Below are 15,966 nucleotides of genomic sequence, written 5' to 3' on the forward strand. Positions count from 1 at the left end.
TCACCTCGGACGGTCCAGTGGTTGCATGAGCATGTCCGCGAGCCGCTCGCGGGTGACGCGTTCGGTGCGGGGCGCGTGCTGGGTGAGGAAGAGGGCGTTGAGCAGCTGGTCGGCGGCGATGACCTCGCCGGGTTCCCGGTCGAGGAAGCGCTGGATGAGCGCGTCGCCGTCGGTCACCGCGTCGTCGCCCAGGTGGGCTCTGACCATGGCCGTCAGCTGCTCCTCGCCGGGCGCCTCCAGGTCGAGCTGGATGCAGCGGCGCAGCAGGGCGGCCGGGAAGTCGCGCTCGCCGTTCGAGGTGAGCACGATCAGCGGGAACGTGGTGCAGCGCACCCGGCCGCCGTGCACGACGGCCCGCCCGCCGTCGTCGGTGAGCACCTCCACGTCGGGCTCGCGGTCGGCGATGCGCTCCAGCTCCGGGAGGTGGAACTCCCCTTCCTCCAGGGCGTTCAGGAGGTCGTTGGGCAGGTCCAGGTCGCTCTTGTCGAGCTCGTCGACGAGCAGCACGCGCGGCTTGGACACCGGCAGCAGGGCGGTGCCGAGCGGCCCCAGGCGCACGTACGAGCCGATGGAGCGGCGCTCGCCCTCCTCGCCGCCGGCCCGTTCCAGCTGGACGTCCTGCAGGCGGGCTATGGCGTCGTAGTGGTAGAGCCCGTCGCGCAGGGCGGAGCGGCTGACGATAGGCCAGCGCAGCACCCTGCCCAGGCCCAGTTCGTAGGCGACGGCGTGCGCGAGCGTGGACTTGCCGGTGCCGGGGTTGCCGGTGACCAGCAGTGGACGGCGCAGGTAGAGGGCGGCGTTGACGGCCTCCACCTCTTCGGGGCGCGGGTGGTGGTTCTCGACCAGGCGGCGCAGCACTCCGAGCCTGCGGGCGGCACTGGCGTCCGTGTCCGCTCCGGTGTCGGGCCCGGCGGAGGCGAAGTCCCGCCAGGGCGGGGGCGGGGGCAGCCGCCGGATCCCGTCGTGCGGCAGGCCGGCTCCCCGGTAGATGCGCCAATCGTTCACACTGGGCTCCTCGTCGCTGGTGGTGACGTCGGGGCGTGCTGCACCCGGGGCCCCGAGGTCCGTGCCGGTACCTGCTTGCCTCCCCGCTCGAAGGTACCGGCCCGAGGTCTGCCTGCCGACCCCTTCTGCCGCCTGCTGTCAACTGTTTGACGTGCCGTCATGGTGCGCCGCCGGGCCGCGCGCCGGGGGCGTGCAGCGGCGTGTCGGGCAGCGGTGGGCTGTCGGGCGAGTCGAAGAGCAGGGCAATCGACTGAGCCCAGAGCACTTCGGGGTCGGGCGCGTCGGGGTCGCCGCAGCGGATCCGGAGGTTGCGGATGCGGCGGTGGAGCCCCTCGGCGGTCTCGGCCTCGCACACGAGCCGGGACACCTGCCGGTGAAATTCGGCGCAATCCGTATGACCGGTGGCGCATCTGCGCCAGATCACCACGGCGTGGCCGGCCGCGAGCGCCGCCTGCATCGCGCTGGCCCCCGCTCCGGTGGCCACCTCGCCGCAGAAGACGGGCACGGCCGTGTCGGCGACGTCGGACAGCCGCCCGTAGGCCGCGTGCCTGCTCTCCCGGCCCGGCCCGTCGTGCCCTTTGACGGGGACCTCCCGGCGCAGCGGCACCGCGGTCAGCGGGCCCCGGGCCATCCCGCTCCAGCGCCTGCGCCACTCCGGTATCGCCGGGAAGTCGCGACGGCGCCGGTCGCGCACGACGACCACGCGGCGGTGCCCGAGCGGCATGGTGTGCGGGTCGATCCCGTCGTCCTCGGCGCCCGGCGGCGACAGCCGCCAGGAGTCCAGCGGTTCGTCGAACAGCTCGCGCGGGAGCACCACGTGGACGGCCGCCAGGTGCTCCCCCACGTCGCCCTGGCGCAGGGCCTCGGCGATCGGCTCGCGCAGCGCCTCGTGCAGCCGGTGGCGGGGGACGCCCTCCTCGTCGGAGCAGAGGGGGGTGACGAGGCCGTCCTCGCGCAGCAGTTTCACCCGCCAGGGGTAACGGCTGCCGTAGAGCAGGGGGTCGACCTCGACGATCACATCGGCGCGGGCGCGTTCGTCGGGCACGCCGGGCGCCACGTCGCGGCGCCGGGTCTTGCGCAGTTCGACCTTGCCCTGCGGGGCCGGCCCGGGGTCTTCGGGGCCGTCCACGGCGCCACCGTGCAGGATCTGGTCGATCTCCTCGCGGATGACGTCGGGCAGCGGCTCGGCGTGGGTGGTGAGCCAGTTGCCCAGCTCGCGCAGCGGCTCGGCGTCGGCGGGCTGCTGCTGCCTACTGACGGCCGCGGCCACCCGGGACGCGTAGAGCAGGACCGCCTCCAGCTCCAGATCCCGGCCGGGGGCCTGGCCCGGCTCCTTGGCGGGGCCGCCGTCGCGCAGGTCGTAGAGCAGGCCCACGCCCTCCCGCCAGGCGCGCGGGTCGTGCTCGACGCCGGGCTGGTAGGGGGCCTGGATCACCCGGCGCTTGGCCTCCTCGACCAGCAGCATCACCTCGCCGGGCGTGCGGGGCGGGGTGAGCTCGGCGAGCCGGGCGAAGAGGTGGGTGCGCAGGACGGGCGTGAAGCCGTCGGCGGGTAGGGCGCGCAGCGCCTGCTGCAGGCCCGTCCAGCTGCCGCCTGTGCCGACGGTCTGGTAGCGGCGCAGGTGGTGGCGGTCGTGGGCGCGGATGATGGCATGCAGCCGGTCGCGGCCGGGCCGGTCGTTGGCGATCCGGCGCAGGGCGGTGACGGGCACGGCGAGGCCCGCCGTGTCCTGGCCGCGCCCCTTGCTGAGGCCGATGACGGCGCCGCGGCCGGTGTCCACGACGGGCCCGCCCGAGCATCCGGCGACGGGTATCTCGCCGCGCAGCAGCATGGCGCTGCCGTCGCTGCCGTCACCGCCGCTGGCGGTGCCCACGCCGAAGCGGGGGGCGAGCTCGCCCATCTCCTGCGACCAGCCGTACAGGGTGATCGGGGCGGGGACGACCGCCGAGCGGTCGCTCAGCCAGAGGCACTCGGCGTCCTCGGCGCCGGCCACCTCCACCAGGGCGAGGTCGGGCAGCGGCCAGCGGCGCGGCGGCAGGTCGGGGTCGTCGGGCAGCGGCAGGGCGAGCGCCACCCGGCCCTTGGTGGTGCGGTCGCGCCAGTCGGTGACGTCGATGGCCGTATCGCCGCGGAGCACGTCACCACCGCCGTTTCCCACGACATGGGCACAGGTCAGCACCCACCCGGGGGCGATGAAGAAGCCGCTGCCCCAGAACCGGGCACCGCTGCGGTCATACCCGCCGCCGGGCGCGGAAATGCGCACGACGGCCCGGCGCGCGGTGCCGTCCAGGGCGCTCAAGGGGTACCGGGGGTCGCGGGCGCCGGACCGGCGGGCGTCCCCTCCGCCCGGCGCTCGTTCCAGGTGAGGGTCACGGTGACGGCCGCCTTGCCCTCGCCGTCGGCCAGCAGGCCGATGACGCGGCCCGCCTTGGCGGACAGCTCGATGCCGAACTCCACGGACACCTCGTCCGGCCGGGCCGCGGCGAGCCCCATGCGCACGGAGTCGGCAACTCCGCGCACGGTGTCGGCGAGGCCGCCCGCCAGGTCGGCCACCCGCTGGGCGGCGCTGGAGTCCTCGAAGCCCCCGCCGCCGTGTCCCCCGAGTTCCTGCGCCTCCGTCACCCGCGCCCAGACGACCGTGCCGTCGTCGAGCCTGACTTGTGTGATCCCGTCAGCCACGCGCCACCCCCCGCTACCGCGTCCCTCCAGCAGGCACAGCAGGCTAGTGCCCGCACGGCACGGACGCGAGGGGCCGGGACGGATACGGTCACGCCTATTCTGGGTATGACCATCGACTATTCCTGACGGAGTTCACGTTGTACTTCACCGACCGCGGCATCGAGGAGCTGGAGAACCGGCGGGGCGAGGAGGAGGTCACCCTCGGCTGGGTGGCCGAGCGCCTGCGCGAGTTCGTCGACCTCAACCCGGACTTCGAGGTGCCGGTGGAGCGCCTGGCGACCTGGCTGGCCCGCCTGGACGACGAGGACGACGAGTAGGACTCCCGCTCCGCGGGCGCCGGCCGGGCGGCTCAGCCTTTCCGGCGCCCCCGCCACGCGTCGTAGGCCAGGGTCAGGGCGCCGTCGGCGAACAGCGCCGCGCCCGCCACCTGCCAGGCGCGCCCGCGCCTCCGCCGGGAGAGGGCGAGCAGCCCCAGCCCCACCGCGACCTCGGCCCCGCCGAGGGCCCGCGCCTTGGTGCCCCATATCCACTCGCCGTCGAGGCCGGTGCGCACCGCCTGCCGCCAGCCCGGCCACTCCACCGCCTCGGCCGAGGCGAGCATCCCCACCGCGTCCCGCAGCGACTGCGCGCTCGTACCGGGCGCGAGCCCCGGCGGCAGGCGCAGGCCCGCGCGGGCGAGCACGGCGATCAGCCCCAGCACCCGGGCCGGTGCGTCCGCGTCCGAATCCGGCCGCGTCAGCCGGTCGAAGGCGGCCGCATCCAAGACCGGGTCGAGCCCGAGCCGGGCCCGCAGCGCCGTCATCGCGCTCTCGTCGCCGAGCGGCGAGCCGTCCGCCAGCCAGGTGTATCCGGCCGTGCGGCGGAAGCCCGCCGCCACCACGAAGCCCGCGCCTTCCTCGTCCCACCACAGGCCCACCGCCGGCCACGGCTCGGCGACGGTCAGCGCGTGCGCCCACTCGGCCGTCACGGCGGCGAGGTTGGCGTCCTCCTCCCGCCAGGAGTCCCGGCCCGGCACCAGCACGCTCCAGTCGCCCGCCGGTGCGAGCAGCAGGGGCTCGCGCAGCAACTGCGCGGACGGTCGGACGCGGTGGGGCTCGGCCCGGCAGAGCAGCAGGACCCCCGCCGCCGGGCTGTGATCAGTAGCGGACATGCACCAACGCTATGCCACCTCAGGGCCCCTTGACTTCCCGAGCCCGCGATATATCGTGTCTATCGAGATACGCGATATGTTGCGTCGAGGGCCTCGTGCCCTTGTGCCGTTCGCCCTTACGCAGGAGGCTCCGCATGCCGGCCCAGTCCGAGTGGTCACTCGCCGAACCGCAGAAGCTCACCATCGAAGAGCCCGTCACCGGGCTGAACGTGCGCATCGTCAGCGGCACCGTCAACGTCGTGGGCACCGACTCCGGGCCCGCCAGGCTGGAGCTGTCCCACATCGAGGGGCCGCCGCTGGTGGTCACCCACGAGGCGGGCATCCTCACCGTCACCTACGACGACCTGCCCTGGAAGGGCTTCCTCAAGTGGTTCGACGTCAAGGGATGGCGGCGCAGCGTCACGGTCACCCTCTCGGTGCCGACCGCCACCCGCGTCGAGGTCGGGGTCGTCGGTGCGACCGCCGTCGTCTCGGGCATCTCGGGCGCCACCGAGGTCCGCGGCGTCTCCGGCGACACCACGCTCGTCGGGGTGAGCGGGCCGGTGCGCGCCGACACGGTCTCCGGGCGGCTGGAGGCCCAGGCGCTCGGCGGCGAGCTGCGCTTCAACTCCGTCTCCGGCGACCTGACGCTCATCGAGAGCACGGCACCCGCGGTCAAGGCGGACTCGGTCGGCGGCGACATGACCGTCGATCTCGCCGCCGACGCCCGGCAGCCCTCCCTCGCCCTCACCACCGTCTCCGGCGAGATCGCGATCCGGCTGCCGCAGCCGGTCGACGCCGAGGTGGACGCCAACACCACCACCGGCGCCGTCTCGTGCGCCTTCGAAGACCTGCGGATCAGCGGCCAGTGGGGCGCCAAGCGCATCACCGGCCGGCTGGGGTCGGGCGGCGGCCAGCTCAAACTCACCACTGTCTCCGGAGCGGTCGCACTCCTGCGCAAGCCTCCGACCCAGGGAAAGGTCCTCTGATGCCCCCCGTCTTCGCCCACGGCCGCCTCCGCCTGTACCTGCTCAAGCTGCTCGACGAGGCGCCGCGCCACGGCTACGAGGTCATCCGCCTGCTGGAGGAGCGCTTCCAGGGGCTGTACGCACCCTCCGCCGGCACCGTCTACCCCCGCCTCGCCAAGCTCGAGGCCGAGGGCCTGGTCACCCACACCACCGAGGGCGGCCGCAAGGTCTACTCCATCACCGACGCCGGGCGGGCCGAACTCGCCGACCGCGGGGGCGAGCTGGCCGATCTCGAACTGGAGATCCGCGACTCCCTCGCCGCGCTCGCCGCCGACATCCAGGAGGACGTGCGCGGCGGCGCGGAGGACCTGCGCCGCCAGATGCGCGAGGCCGCGACCCAGACCCGTACGGACCCGGGCGGCGACTACCTGGCCGGCGCGAAGGAGGAGCTGCGCAAGGCCAAGGAAGAGTGGATGGAGCAGGCCCGCCGCGCCAAGGAGGAGAGCCGCCGCGCCCGCCAGGACGCGCAGACGGCCCGCCGCCAGGCGCGCAAGGCGCAGGAGAACGCGCGGGAGGAGGTGCGGCGCATCACGGAGCGGGTGCAGCAGGAGGTCCGCGAGCACGCGCAGCACGGCGACTGGCCGACCGGCATCGTCGAGGGTGTGAGCACCCTGGCCCAGGAGCTCGGCGCGCTGGCCGGCCGGGGGCCTGCGGCCTCGGCCCCGGCTCCGACGATCACGGTCGAGCGGGCGGACGACATCCTGTCCAAGGACCCCGCCCGCGACCTGGACCGGCTGCTGGACCGCTTCCGGGACGGGGTCCGCGACGCGGCGCGGGACCACGGGGTCACGGCCCATCAACTGGCCGAGATCCGCACCCATTTGACGGAGACGGCGGCTCGGGTGAGCGAGGCGCTGCGGGCGCACCCCTGATCGCGCCGACGCACGTCGTCCCCGGACGCCGGACACGCCTGGATCAGGCCGTCCGGCGTTCGAGGACCGTCACCGTCACCGCACCCGGCCCCGTTGCGCGCACGCGCACCGTGCGCCGCTCCCCGGGCCGTACCACCGCGGCGTCGGCACGGACCGGGCCCGACACCCGCACGGCCCAACCGCCCGGCCCCGGCGGCACCGACACCTCCGTCACCCCGCCCCCGCGGGCCCGGTACTCCAGCCGGTAGCGACCGGCCTCGTACGAGGCACTTCGGACCTCCCCCGCCACAGCGGCCGCATACGGAGAGGCCGTGCGCTCCTTGTTCGCCTGGAAGCGCCCGTTCCCGTCCAGTGCGCAGTACGCACCGCCGTAACACCACTCCCAGCTCGCCCACCCCGACGCGTAGCGGCCCATCGACGCCAGCGCGTCCTCGTAGAAGCGCCCCATGTGCGGCAGCGCGCTGTTCAGCGGGCCCCACTCGCCGACCACCACCGGCAGCCGGTGTTCGCGCGGATAGCGGACCACCGCCGCCTCGTAGCGCTCCAGCCAGCCGGAGGCGGGGTCGTAGTCGCGCCCGGCCTCCATGGCGGCGTTGTAGAAGTGCGGGGCGTAGACGACCTTGGGGTCGGGGATGCGGCCCAGACCGGTGGGGATGCCCTCACCCGCCGCCGGGGTCGGCTCGATGAACAGCCAGTGCTTGCGGTCGACGCGGCGGATCGCCTCGGCGATGCGCCGGTACATGGGCGTCAACCGGGTGGACTCCACGCGCCGCGCCGCGGTCGGCAGGTCCTCGCCCGGAAGGAGCCTGCCCATCGGCTCATTGATCAGGTCGTAGCCGAACACGGCGGGATGGTCGGCCAGCCGGCCGGCGAGCACCTGCCACATCCGGGCCTGGGCGCGCCGCAGGTCCGCGTCGCCGTAGAGGTGTTCGAAGGCGGCCTGCACGCCCGGTTCGAAGTACTCCGCGAACCAGTCGTCGGGGTGGGGCCGGTACGGCAGGCCGTCGGTGCGCGTGGCCCACTCCGGGATGCCGCGGTGGCCGCCGAACCCGGGCCCGTAGACGTCCTGGTGGGCGTCGACCACCACCCGGATGCGGTAGGTGTGCGCCCAGTCCAGGATCCGCTCGATCTTCCTCAGATAGCGCTCGCTGTACCGGCCGGGCCGCGGCTCCAGGTCGTCCCAGAAGACGGCCAGGCGGGCGAGGTTGAACCCCCGGCCCGCCATGTCGCGCAGGTGCCGCTCGGTGATGCCCGACAGGGCGTCCTCCCCGCGGTGGTCCTTGTCCGCGAGGTTCCATCCGTGCAGGGTGAGCGCGCGGCCGCGCTCGTCGGTCAGCGGCGGCGGCGCTTGCGGACGTGCCTGTGCGGTGCCGGGTACGAGCAGTGCCAGGGCCGCGGCCAGCGCAGGCCCCGCCGTGCAGAGACGTCTCTTCGGCATCCGCCGTTCATACCGTCAGGACGACCTTTCCGAACAGGTCGCCACCGGCCATCTTCTCGAAGCCCTCGCGCGCCCGGTCCAGCGGCAGCACGGAGTCGATCACCGGGCGGACACCGGTGGCCGCGCAGAAGCTCAGCAGGTCCGCCAGCTCCTCCTTGGTGCCCATGGTCGAGCCGACGACCTTCAGCTCCAGGAAGAAGATCCGGGTGAGCTCGGCGGCCGGCGGGTTGGGGCCGCTGGTCGCGCCGGAGATGACGAGCGTGCCACCGGGCTTGAGGGACTTGACCGAGTGCGACCAGGTGGCGGCGCCCACGGTCTCGATGACGGCGTCGACCCGGTGCGGCAGCCGCGCCCCCGGCTCGAAGGCGGCTTCCGCACCGAGCTCGACGGCCCGCTTGCGCTTGGCCTCGTCCCGGCTGGTCGCGAAGATCCGCAGCCCGGCCGCGGCGCCCAGCACGATCGCCGCGGTGGCGACCCCGCCGCCGGCGCCCTGGACCAGGACGCTCTGGCCGGGGCGCACGCCCGCGTTGGTGAACAGCATCCGGTAGGCGGTCAGCCAGGCGGTGGGCAGGCAGGCGGCCTCCTCGAAGGAGAGCTCCTGCGGCTTGGGCAGCAGGTTCCAGGTGGGCACGCAGACCCGCTCGGCGAAGGTGCCCTGGTAGCGCTCGGTGAGAATGGAGCGCGGCTCGTCCGGGCCCACGCCGTGGCCGCTCTGGCCGATGACGGAGTGCAGGACGACCTCGTTGCCGTCCTCGTCGGTCCCGGCGGCGTCGCAGCCGAGGATCATCGGCAGGGCCTCCTCACCGAGCCCCACGCCGCGCAGCGACCACAGGTCGTGGTGGTTGAGCGAGGCGGCCTTGACGTTGACGGTCGTCCAGCCGGGCCGCGCCTCGGGCTCGGGGCGCTCCCCCAGGACGAGGCCGTTCAGCGGCTGGTCACGGTCGATGCGTGCGGCATAGGCGGCGAACATGATCCGAACCTAGACCCGGGGGCGCGCACGGCGGAACCTCACGGCGGTGTGACACACGCCGCGTCCCGTCCGGCGGCGGATGCCGGGCCCGGGAACACGAAAACGCCGGACGGACCCGTTCGGGCCCGTCCGGCGTTCGTCAGGACGGCAGGCTCAGCGCCCGGCCACGCCGTCGGCGCGGGCGGCCGCGGCCACGGCGGCCGTGACCGCCGGGGCGACGCGCTCGTCGAAGGGCGAGGGGATCACGCAGTCGGCGCTCAGCTCGTCCGCCACCACCGCGGCCAGCGCCTCCGCCGCCGCCAGCTTCATGCCCTCGGTGATCCGCGAGGCACGCACCTGGAGGGCGCCCGCGAAGATGCCGGGGAAGGCGAGGACGTTGTTGATCTGGTTCGGGTAGTCGCTGCGGCCGGTGGCGACCACGGCCGCGTACTTGTGGGCGACGTCCGGGTGGATCTCCGGCGTGGGGTTGGCCATCGCGAAGATCAGTGCTTCCTTGGCCATGGTGGCGACCGCGGCCTCGGGGACGGTGCCGCCGGAGACGCCGATGAAGACGTCGGCGCCGTCCAGCGCGGTCTCCAGCGTTCCGGAGAGGCCGGCCTTGTTGGTGAATCCGGCCAGATTCCGCTTGACGTCCGTCAGGTCGGCGCGGTCCAGGGAGACGATCCCCTTGCGGTCGCAGACCGCCACGTCGCCGATGCCGGCCTCGACCAGGATCTTGGCGATGGCCACTCCGGCCGCGCCCGCACCGGAGATCACCGCACGCAGCTCGCCGAGCGTGCGCCCGGTCAGTCGCGCGGCGTTGCGCAGCGCTGCGAGGGTGACGACGGCGGTGCCGTGCTGGTCGTCGTGGAAGACGGGGATGTCCAGGCGCTCCTGGAGCTTGCGCTCGACCTCGAAGCAGCGCGGCGCGGAGATGTCCTCCAGGTTGATGCCGCCGAACGAGGGCGCGAGGCGGGCCACGGTGTCGACGATCTCGTCCACCTCGCGGCAGTCGAGCGCGATCGGCACGGCGTCGACGCCGCCGAACTGCTTGAAGAGGATCGCCTTGCCCTCCATGACGGGCAGGGACGCCTCGGGACCGATGTCCCCGAGCCCGAGCACCGCACTGCCGTCGGTCACCACCGCGACGACCTGGGACTTCCAGGTGTAGTCGTGCACCAGTTCCGGCTTCTCCGCGATGGCGCTGCACACCTTGGCGACGCCCGGCGTGTAGGCGAGGGACAGATCGTCCCTGTCCTTCACGGGAACGGTTGCCCGGATGGCCATCTTGCCGCCCCGGTGCAGCGCGAAGGCCGGATCGAAGAACTGCTCGCCTTCGTCCGCACCACTGTCGCTGCGAGGATTCACGATCTCCGCTGCCACTTTTCTTGACCCCTTTGTCGAATTGCTGTCGAGGGTAACCGCCCCCGTGGTTGTGGAGCGGGTCGGGCACCGTGTCCGTGACAGAGGTGGTACGAACGGACACTCGCGGGCGCGCCACATGTGCGCCCAAGGCCCCGGGTGAGGGGTGTGACTCGCATTTCTACCGGATGAGCGCTACGGCCGACGAGTGAGTTCCCGGCGTGAACGGGGCCGGGATCCGGCCGGGACGGCGCCCGGGCGGGCACGATCGCGTCGAAACCATGCCAACGGGTGGCCGGACCGGCCGGATGTCCATGGAGTGAGACACAACGGACGTGACGTGGGTCTCGCGAAGAGGTGGCGGCCGACCGGGAACCGTGTACTCATGGCCTGGAACCACCCGGTAACCGCACAGCGATCACCTGTTATCCGATTTTGACATCGCTGGCCCCCCGAATGGGGCAGTCCGGATGGCAAGATGCGCACACCGCACGAGGTCGCGGCACACGAGGAAGTGTGCTTTGGCCTTGTCGGGACCGCAAAAACACGTGTGTTCAGGGCATGTGTTCAAAGTGTTTTCCAGTCGGCTATCCCCTCACCTGCAGGAGGAACCAGCAATGACCGCAAGCACCACCTCTCGCCCGGCTGCTGCCAGGAATCGTTTGGCCGCCGCCGGCGCGATCGCGGTCGCCGGCGCCCTGCTGCTGACCGGTTGCGGCGACCAGCGCAACAAGACCGGCAACGAAGCCGGTGAGACGACCAAGAGCTCCTCCGCTCCGCTCTTCGGCAAGCTGCCGAAGAAGATCCAGGACGCCGGAGTGATCAAGGTCGGCTCCGACATCGCCTACCCTCCGGTCGAATTCAAGAAGGACGGCAAGACCGTCGGCATCGACCCCGACATCGCCGCCGCGCTCGGCAAGCAGCTCGGCGTGCGGTTCGAGTTCGAGAACGGCACCTTCGACACCCTGCTGACGGGTCTGCGCTCCAAGCGCTACGACATGGCCATGTCGGCCATGACCGACACCAAGGACCGGCAGGAGGGCGTCGACCCCAAGACCCACAAGAAGGTCGGCGAGGGCGTCGACTTCGTCGACTACTTCACGGCCGGCGTGTCGATCTACACCAAGAAGGGCGACACCAAGGACATCAAGTCCTGGGACGACCTGTGCGACAAGAAGGTCGCCGTCCAGCGCGGCACCGTCTCGGACGACATGGCCAAGTCGCAGTCCGACAAGTGCGAGAAGGACAACAAGGGCAAGATCAGCATCGAGGCCTTCGACACCGACCTCGAGGCCCAGACCCGGCTCAAGGCCGGCGGCGTCGACGCCGTCTCCAGCGACTTCCCCGTCGCTGCCTACGCGGTGAAGACCTCCGGTGGCGGAAACGACTTCGAGGCGGTCGGCGACCAGGTGGAGGCCGCCCCGTACGGCATCGCCGTCGCCAAGGACAACGCACAGCTGCGGGACGCCCTCCGGGCGGCCCTGGAGGCGACCCTCAAGAACGGTACGTACGACAAGGTCTTGAAGACCTGGGGCGTCGAGGCGGGCGCCATCAAGGAAGCCAAGGTCAACGGCGGTTCCTGACCGCTGACCGCGCTTGCGATCCCTTCCTCGTACGGACCGCTGAAAGGCCATACCCGTGACTGATTCCGCCGACAAGCCCGACAAGCCGGACGCCGACGGCACCCCGCCGGAGCCGAAGGCCGAGGCTGCGAAGCCCGAGCCGAAGGCCGAGAAGGCTGACACCAAGAAGCCTGAGGCCAAGAAGGCTGAGGCTGCGAAGCCCGAGAAGGCTGACACCGAGAAGGCCGACGCCGAGGAGGCAGAGGCTGCGAAGCCCGACGCCGAGAAGCCTGAGGGCGACAAGGCCGAGAAGGCCGAGCCGGAGGCCGAGAAGGCCGAGCCCGAGCCTGAGGCCGACCCGGAGGGCGACCCGAAGCCCCAGCCGAAGGACGACCCCGCGGACGACCCGAAGGGCGACGACCCGAAGGACGACCCGGAGCCCGAGCCCGCGAAGGGCAAGGCCAAGACCGCCACCGCCACGGCGGTCGAGCCGGAGGCCGTCAAGGCCATCCCCGTGCGCCACTACGGCCGCTGGGTCGCCGCCGTCGTCGTGCTCGCCCTGCTGGGACTGCTGGTCAACGCCTTCGCCTCGGCGAACGTGCACTACCACGCCATCCCGGACTACCTCTTCAACTCCAACGTCATCTCCGGTCTCGGCAAGACCGTCCTGATCTCGGTGCTCTCCATGGCACTGGGCCTGGTGCTCGGCATCGTGCTGGCCGTGATGCGGCTGTCGAAGAATCCGGTGACCTCCTCGGTCTCCTGGCTCTACATCTGGTTCTTCCGGGGCACCCCGGTCTACGTCCAGCTGCTGCTCTGGTTCAACCTCGCGCTGATCTTCCCGTACATCAACCTCGGCCCGATCTACCGGGACGAGATGAGCGACTTCATGACCCCCTTCATGGCCGCGCTGCTCGGCCTGGGGCTCAACGAGGCCGCGTACATGTCGGAGATCGTGCGGGCCGGCATCCAGTCCGTCGACGAGGGCCAGACCGAGGCCTCGCACGCGCTGGGCATGAGCCAGGCCAAGACCCTGCGCCGGATCGTGCTGCCGCAGGCCATGCGGGTGATCGTGCCGCCGACCGGCAACGAGTTCATCAACATGCTCAAGACCTCGTCGCTGGCGGCGAGCGCAGCCCAGTACCTGGAGCTGCTGCGCTCCACGTCCGACATCGGCCAGACCACCGGCGCCACCGTGGAGATGCTCTTCCTCGCGGCCACCTGGTACCTCATCCTGACCAGCATCTTCAGCGTCGGTCAGTTCTATCTGGAGCGGCACTACGCCCGCGGCTCGCTGCGCAGCCTGCCGCTCACTCCGTGGCAGAAGATCCGGGCGAACCTGTCCGCCTTCGGCAACCGCTCCAAGGGAGGCGTCACCGCATGAACGCGATGGTGAAGGCCGAGGGCGTCCACAAGTCCTACGGCGCCGTCCAGGTCCTCAAGGGCATCGACCTCGAGGTCGCCCCCCGCGAGGTGTTCTGCCTCATCGGCCCGTCCGGGTCCGGCAAGTCGACCTTCCTGCGGTGCATCAACCACCTGGAGAAGATCAACGCGGGCCGGCTCTACGTCGACGGCGAGCTGGTCGGCTACCGCCAGAAGGGCGACAAGCTGTACGAGCTCAAGGACAGCGAGGTCGCGCAGAACCGGCGGGACATCGGCATGGTGTTCCAGCGCTTCAACCTCTTCCCGCACATGACCGCGGTCGCCAACATCATGGAGGCGCCCATGCAGGTCAAGGGCGAGTCCAAGGCGGTCGCCCGGGAGCGGGCGCTGAAGCTGCTCGACCGCGTCGGCCTGGCGGACAAGGCGGAGAACTACCCCTCGCAGCTCTCCGGCGGCCAGCAGCAGCGCGTGGCCATCGCCCGCGCGCTGGCGATGGAGCCCAAGCTGATGCTCTTCGACGAGCCGACCTCGGCGCTCGACCCCGAGCTCGTGGGCGACGTCCTGGACGTCATGCGGGGCCTGGCCGAGGACGGCATGACGATGATCGTCGTCACCCACGAGATGGGCTTCGCCCGCGAGGTCGGCGACTCGGTCGTCTTCATGGACCAGGGCGTCGTGGTCGAGTCGGGCAACCCGCGCGAGGTGCTCACCAACCCCCAGCACGAGCGGACGAAGTCCTTCCTGTCCAAGGTGCTCTGACCTGTCCGAGGTGCGCTGAGGAAACGGATACGGCGAAGCGGCGGTACGGATGACTTTCCGTACCGCCGCTGGCGTTTTCAGCATGATCTAGCGCGGAACCCCGGGCGTTCACGCCCGGGAGGAAGCGGTTCTCCGGGCTGCTCTGAGCAGTGCGCCGCCGCAGGATGTGGCGAAGTAGGACGATGACCAGAATCCGCGGTGATCGGGTAGGTCCCGGGCGGGATGCCGCTGCGGACCCGTATCAGGGACTGCGGCATCCGAGGGCTCGCCGAGTGCGAGGCCCCCTTGGTCTCGGGGGTCAGGCGCAAGGTGCCTGTCAGCGCGGGGGAAGTGACCACCAGCTCGTCCCAGCGCCCGGTCATGCCCTCGACGGCGATGCCCGCCGTGTCCCCCACTTCGACCGATGCCTCGTCAAGGACCAGCCGGGGTCCGTCCGGCGGTCCGTCGCCGGGCGCCGCCGCGGCCCGTACCGGCGCGAGCACCAGCAGGGCGGTCAGCAGGGCGACGGCCCGCGCCGTGCGGCGCGGGTGCGGTAAGACGGGCTCCCCGTGTGCGCTCACGATCCGCTCCCCAGGTGGCACATTCCCGGCAGGACGGCGCAAGGGTAGCGCTCGCATGTACATGACGACATAGCGTTTGCGGACATGACCCCTCCGGCTCGCGCTCGTCCTCCCCCGGACGGCCTCCTGACGGCCACACGTCCGTGTAATACGCTCGATCTACATCCGTCCATTACCTACTCGTGACCCCGACCGCGCGGGCACGCCGGCAGAGGGACCACACGTGGAACTGGCCTACTACTCGGACTACGCCGTCCGGCTGGTCAACAGCGAGCAGCCGTCGCGCGGCCTCGACACGCTCACCTCGCTGGAGGCCGTGCGCGAGCTCTTCGGCACCAGCACCCAGATGGCCCGCAGGCTGGCCGACGGCGACCTGACCCGGCTGCGCGCGGTGCGGGTGCGGCTGCGTGCGGTCTTCGAGGCGGCCGCCGAGGGCGACGAGGTCCGGGCGGTGGACCTGCTCAACGCGCTGCTGATGGAGTTCCCCGTCAGCCCCCAGATCTCCGGGCACGAGCACCGGGACGACGACGGCCGGCCCAAGTGGCACATGCACATCGCCGACCACGCGGCCAGCGCCGGCGCCAACTACACGGCCACGGCCTGCATGGGGCTCGCGGTCCACCTCACCGAGTACGGCGTCGACCGGCTCGGCATCTGCCAGGCCGCGCCCTGCCGCAACGCCTACCTGGACACCTCGACCAACCGCTCGCGCCGCTACTGCTCCGACCGCTGCGCCACCCGTGCGAACGTCGCGGCCTACCGCGCCCGCAAGCGCCTGGAGAGCGAGCGCTCACCGGCGCGCACGGGCCTGGCCGCCGACGCCAGCCAGGACAGCAGCGCGGTCGCCGAGCGCTGACCGGCCTGCGGCGGCGGGCGCAGCCGCAGCCAGGCGCGGGCGACGACGAACTCGTCGGGCACGGTGCCGAACTCCCGGCTGTCGTTCTCCACCAGGGGGTTGTCCCCCGTCACCCACCAGCCGCCCTCGCGCCGCTCGACCACGCGCTTGACGATCAGCAGGTCCTGCCGGAAGGGATGCCGCAGCACCACCACATCACCCGGCCGCACCGCGGCGCCGTACCGGACGACCAGCTGGTCCCCCGGATTCAGGGTCGGCACCATCGACGGGTTGTAGACCTCGGCAATCCCGATCCGCAGCAGTCCGCGACGCTCGCGGTCCAGCTCATGCCCGCGCTCGTCCACTTGCTCCTGCACCACGGCACCTCCGCGTCCGTATCCTCCG

The 15,966-nt window shown here is 72.0% G+C and carries 15 protein-coding genes and 1 pseudogene; 7 read left to right on the forward strand and 9 right to left on the reverse strand.

The features are described 5' to 3' along the window. The 3 genes from FHS39_RS01670 to FHS39_RS01680 form a co-directional block, all read right to left on the reverse strand. Positions 1 to 1,005 carry an AAA family ATPase gene (locus FHS39_RS01670; protein ID WP_184345941.1) on the reverse strand — a complete coding sequence of 335 codons (1,005 nt, stop codon included), beginning with the start codon at positions 1,003 to 1,005 and terminating at the stop codon, positions 1 to 3. A gap of 157 nt (positions 1,006 to 1,162) precedes the next feature. Continuing rightward, positions 1,163 to 3,304: a VMAP-C domain-containing protein gene (locus tag FHS39_RS01675; RefSeq protein ID WP_184345942.1), complete on the reverse strand. Its 2,142-nt coding sequence runs from the start codon at positions 3,302 to 3,304 to the stop codon at positions 1,163 to 1,165. After that, positions 3,301 to 3,684: a CU044_2847 family protein gene (locus FHS39_RS01680; RefSeq protein ID WP_184345943.1), complete on the reverse strand. Its 384-nt coding sequence runs from the start codon at positions 3,682 to 3,684 to the stop codon at positions 3,301 to 3,303. The genes FHS39_RS01675 and FHS39_RS01680 overlap by 4 nt, the downstream gene beginning before the upstream one ends. Before the next feature lie 137 nt (positions 3,685 to 3,821). On the opposite strand from FHS39_RS01680, the gene FHS39_RS01685 reads away from it, so the two are divergent. Beyond that, positions 3,822 to 4,001 carry a DUF6104 family protein gene (locus tag FHS39_RS01685; protein ID WP_184345944.1) on the forward strand — a complete coding sequence of 60 codons (180 nt, stop codon included), beginning with the start codon at positions 3,822 to 3,824 and terminating at the stop codon, positions 3,999 to 4,001. Between the two features lie 32 nt (positions 4,002 to 4,033). Here FHS39_RS01685 and FHS39_RS01690 read toward each other — a convergent pair whose 3' ends face one another. Then, positions 4,034 to 4,834 (reverse strand): hypothetical protein, encoded by an 801-nt coding sequence (locus FHS39_RS01690; RefSeq protein WP_184345945.1) that lies wholly within the window; start codon positions 4,832 to 4,834, stop codon positions 4,034 to 4,036. Positions 4,835 to 4,968: 134 nt separating this feature from the next. Here FHS39_RS01690 and FHS39_RS01695 point away from each other — a divergent pair, with 134 nt between their 5' ends. Further along, positions 4,969 to 5,802, forward strand: coding sequence for a DUF4097 family beta strand repeat-containing protein (locus FHS39_RS01695; protein ID WP_184345946.1), 834 nt, complete (start codon positions 4,969 to 4,971; stop codon positions 5,800 to 5,802). Further along, positions 5,802 to 6,713, forward strand: coding sequence for a PadR family transcriptional regulator (locus tag FHS39_RS01700; protein WP_184345947.1), 912 nt, complete (start codon positions 5,802 to 5,804; stop codon positions 6,711 to 6,713). Before FHS39_RS01695 ends, FHS39_RS01700 begins: the two co-directional genes overlap by 1 nt. 43 nt (positions 6,714 to 6,756) lie before the next feature. Here FHS39_RS01700 and FHS39_RS01705 read toward each other — a convergent pair whose 3' ends face one another. The 3 genes from FHS39_RS01705 to FHS39_RS01715 all read right to left on the reverse strand — a co-directional run bounded on the left by FHS39_RS01705 (position 6,757) and on the right by FHS39_RS01715 (position 10,483). Continuing rightward, positions 6,757 to 8,151, reverse strand: a complete 1,395-nt coding sequence (locus FHS39_RS01705; RefSeq protein WP_184345948.1) for a cellulase family glycosylhydrolase — start codon at positions 8,149 to 8,151, stop codon at positions 6,757 to 6,759. 7 nt (positions 8,152 to 8,158) lie between these two features. Beyond that, on the reverse strand, positions 8,159 to 9,121 hold the full coding sequence (locus FHS39_RS01710; RefSeq protein WP_184345949.1) for a zinc-binding dehydrogenase: 963 nt from the start codon (positions 9,119 to 9,121) through the stop codon (positions 8,159 to 8,161). A 153-nt stretch (positions 9,122 to 9,274) separates the two neighbouring features. After that, on the reverse strand, positions 9,275 to 10,483 hold the full coding sequence (locus FHS39_RS01715) for a malic enzyme-like NAD(P)-binding protein (protein WP_184345950.1): 1,209 nt from the start codon (positions 10,481 to 10,483) through the stop codon (positions 9,275 to 9,277). A gap of 596 nt (positions 10,484 to 11,079) precedes the next feature. Here FHS39_RS01715 and FHS39_RS01720 point away from each other — a divergent pair. The 3 genes and pseudogenes from FHS39_RS01720 to FHS39_RS01730 all read left to right on the forward strand — a co-directional run bounded on the left by FHS39_RS01720 (position 11,080) and on the right by FHS39_RS01730 (position 14,166). Continuing rightward, positions 11,080 to 12,045, forward strand: a complete 966-nt coding sequence (locus tag FHS39_RS01720) for an ABC transporter substrate-binding protein (protein WP_184345951.1) — start codon at positions 11,080 to 11,082, stop codon at positions 12,043 to 12,045. 412 nt (positions 12,046 to 12,457) lie between these two features. Beyond that, positions 12,458 to 13,408, forward strand: a pseudogene (locus FHS39_RS01725) (amino acid ABC transporter permease); the annotation flags it as partial. Next, positions 13,405 to 14,166 (forward strand): amino acid ABC transporter ATP-binding protein, encoded by a 762-nt coding sequence (locus FHS39_RS01730; RefSeq protein WP_184345952.1) that lies wholly within the window; start codon positions 13,405 to 13,407, stop codon positions 14,164 to 14,166. The pseudogene FHS39_RS01725 and the gene FHS39_RS01730, both read left to right, overlap by 4 nt. A 77-nt stretch (positions 14,167 to 14,243) precedes the next feature. Here FHS39_RS01730 and FHS39_RS01735 read toward each other — a convergent pair whose 3' ends face one another. Then, complete coding sequence (locus tag FHS39_RS01735; RefSeq protein ID WP_184345953.1) at positions 14,244 to 14,726, reverse strand: hypothetical protein; 483 nt, start codon at positions 14,724 to 14,726, stop codon at positions 14,244 to 14,246. A 223-nt stretch (positions 14,727 to 14,949) separates the two neighbouring features. Between FHS39_RS01735 and FHS39_RS01740 the strand changes: the two genes are divergently transcribed. After that, positions 14,950 to 15,582 carry a CGNR zinc finger domain-containing protein gene (locus tag FHS39_RS01740; RefSeq protein ID WP_184345954.1) on the forward strand — a complete coding sequence of 211 codons (633 nt, stop codon included), beginning with the start codon at positions 14,950 to 14,952 and terminating at the stop codon, positions 15,580 to 15,582. Here FHS39_RS01740 and sodX read toward each other — a convergent pair. Further along, a complete protein-coding gene (sodX, locus tag FHS39_RS01745; protein WP_184345955.1) occupies positions 15,483 to 15,938 on the reverse strand; it encodes a nickel-type superoxide dismutase maturation protease in 456 nt (151 codons plus the stop codon). The two genes, FHS39_RS01740 and sodX, sit on opposite strands and share 100 nt — an antisense overlap. Positions 15,939 to 15,966 lie beyond the last annotated feature (28 nt).

This window comes from Streptomyces olivoverticillatus (assembly GCF_014203555.1).
GTDB classification, from domain to species: domain Bacteria; phylum Actinomycetota; class Actinomycetes; order Streptomycetales; family Streptomycetaceae; genus Streptomyces; species Streptomyces olivoverticillatus.

What these genes read in the sequence shown, in the direction of transcription:
- FHS39_RS01690 (WP_184345945.1), bottom strand. Translation starts at nt 4,834, where the DNA reads ATGTCCGCTACTGATCACAGCCCGGCGGCGGGGGTCCTGCTGCTCTGC.
- FHS39_RS01695 (WP_184345946.1), top strand. Translation starts at nt 4,969, where the DNA reads ATGCCGGCCCAGTCCGAGTGGTCACTCGCCGAACCGCAGAAGCTCACC.
- FHS39_RS01700 (WP_184345947.1), top strand. Translation starts at nt 5,802, where the DNA reads ATGCCCCCCGTCTTCGCCCACGGCCGCCTCCGCCTGTACCTGCTCAAG.
- FHS39_RS01705 (WP_184345948.1), bottom strand. Translation starts at nt 8,151, where the DNA reads ATGCCGAAGAGACGTCTCTGCACGGCGGGGCCTGCGCTGGCCGCGGCC.
- FHS39_RS01710 (WP_184345949.1), bottom strand. Translation starts at nt 9,121, where the DNA reads ATGTTCGCCGCCTATGCCGCACGCATCGACCGTGACCAGCCGCTGAAC.
- FHS39_RS01720 (WP_184345951.1), top strand. Translation starts at nt 11,080, where the DNA reads ATGACCGCAAGCACCACCTCTCGCCCGGCTGCTGCCAGGAATCGTTTG.
- FHS39_RS01730 (WP_184345952.1), top strand. Translation starts at nt 13,405, where the DNA reads ATGAACGCGATGGTGAAGGCCGAGGGCGTCCACAAGTCCTACGGCGCC.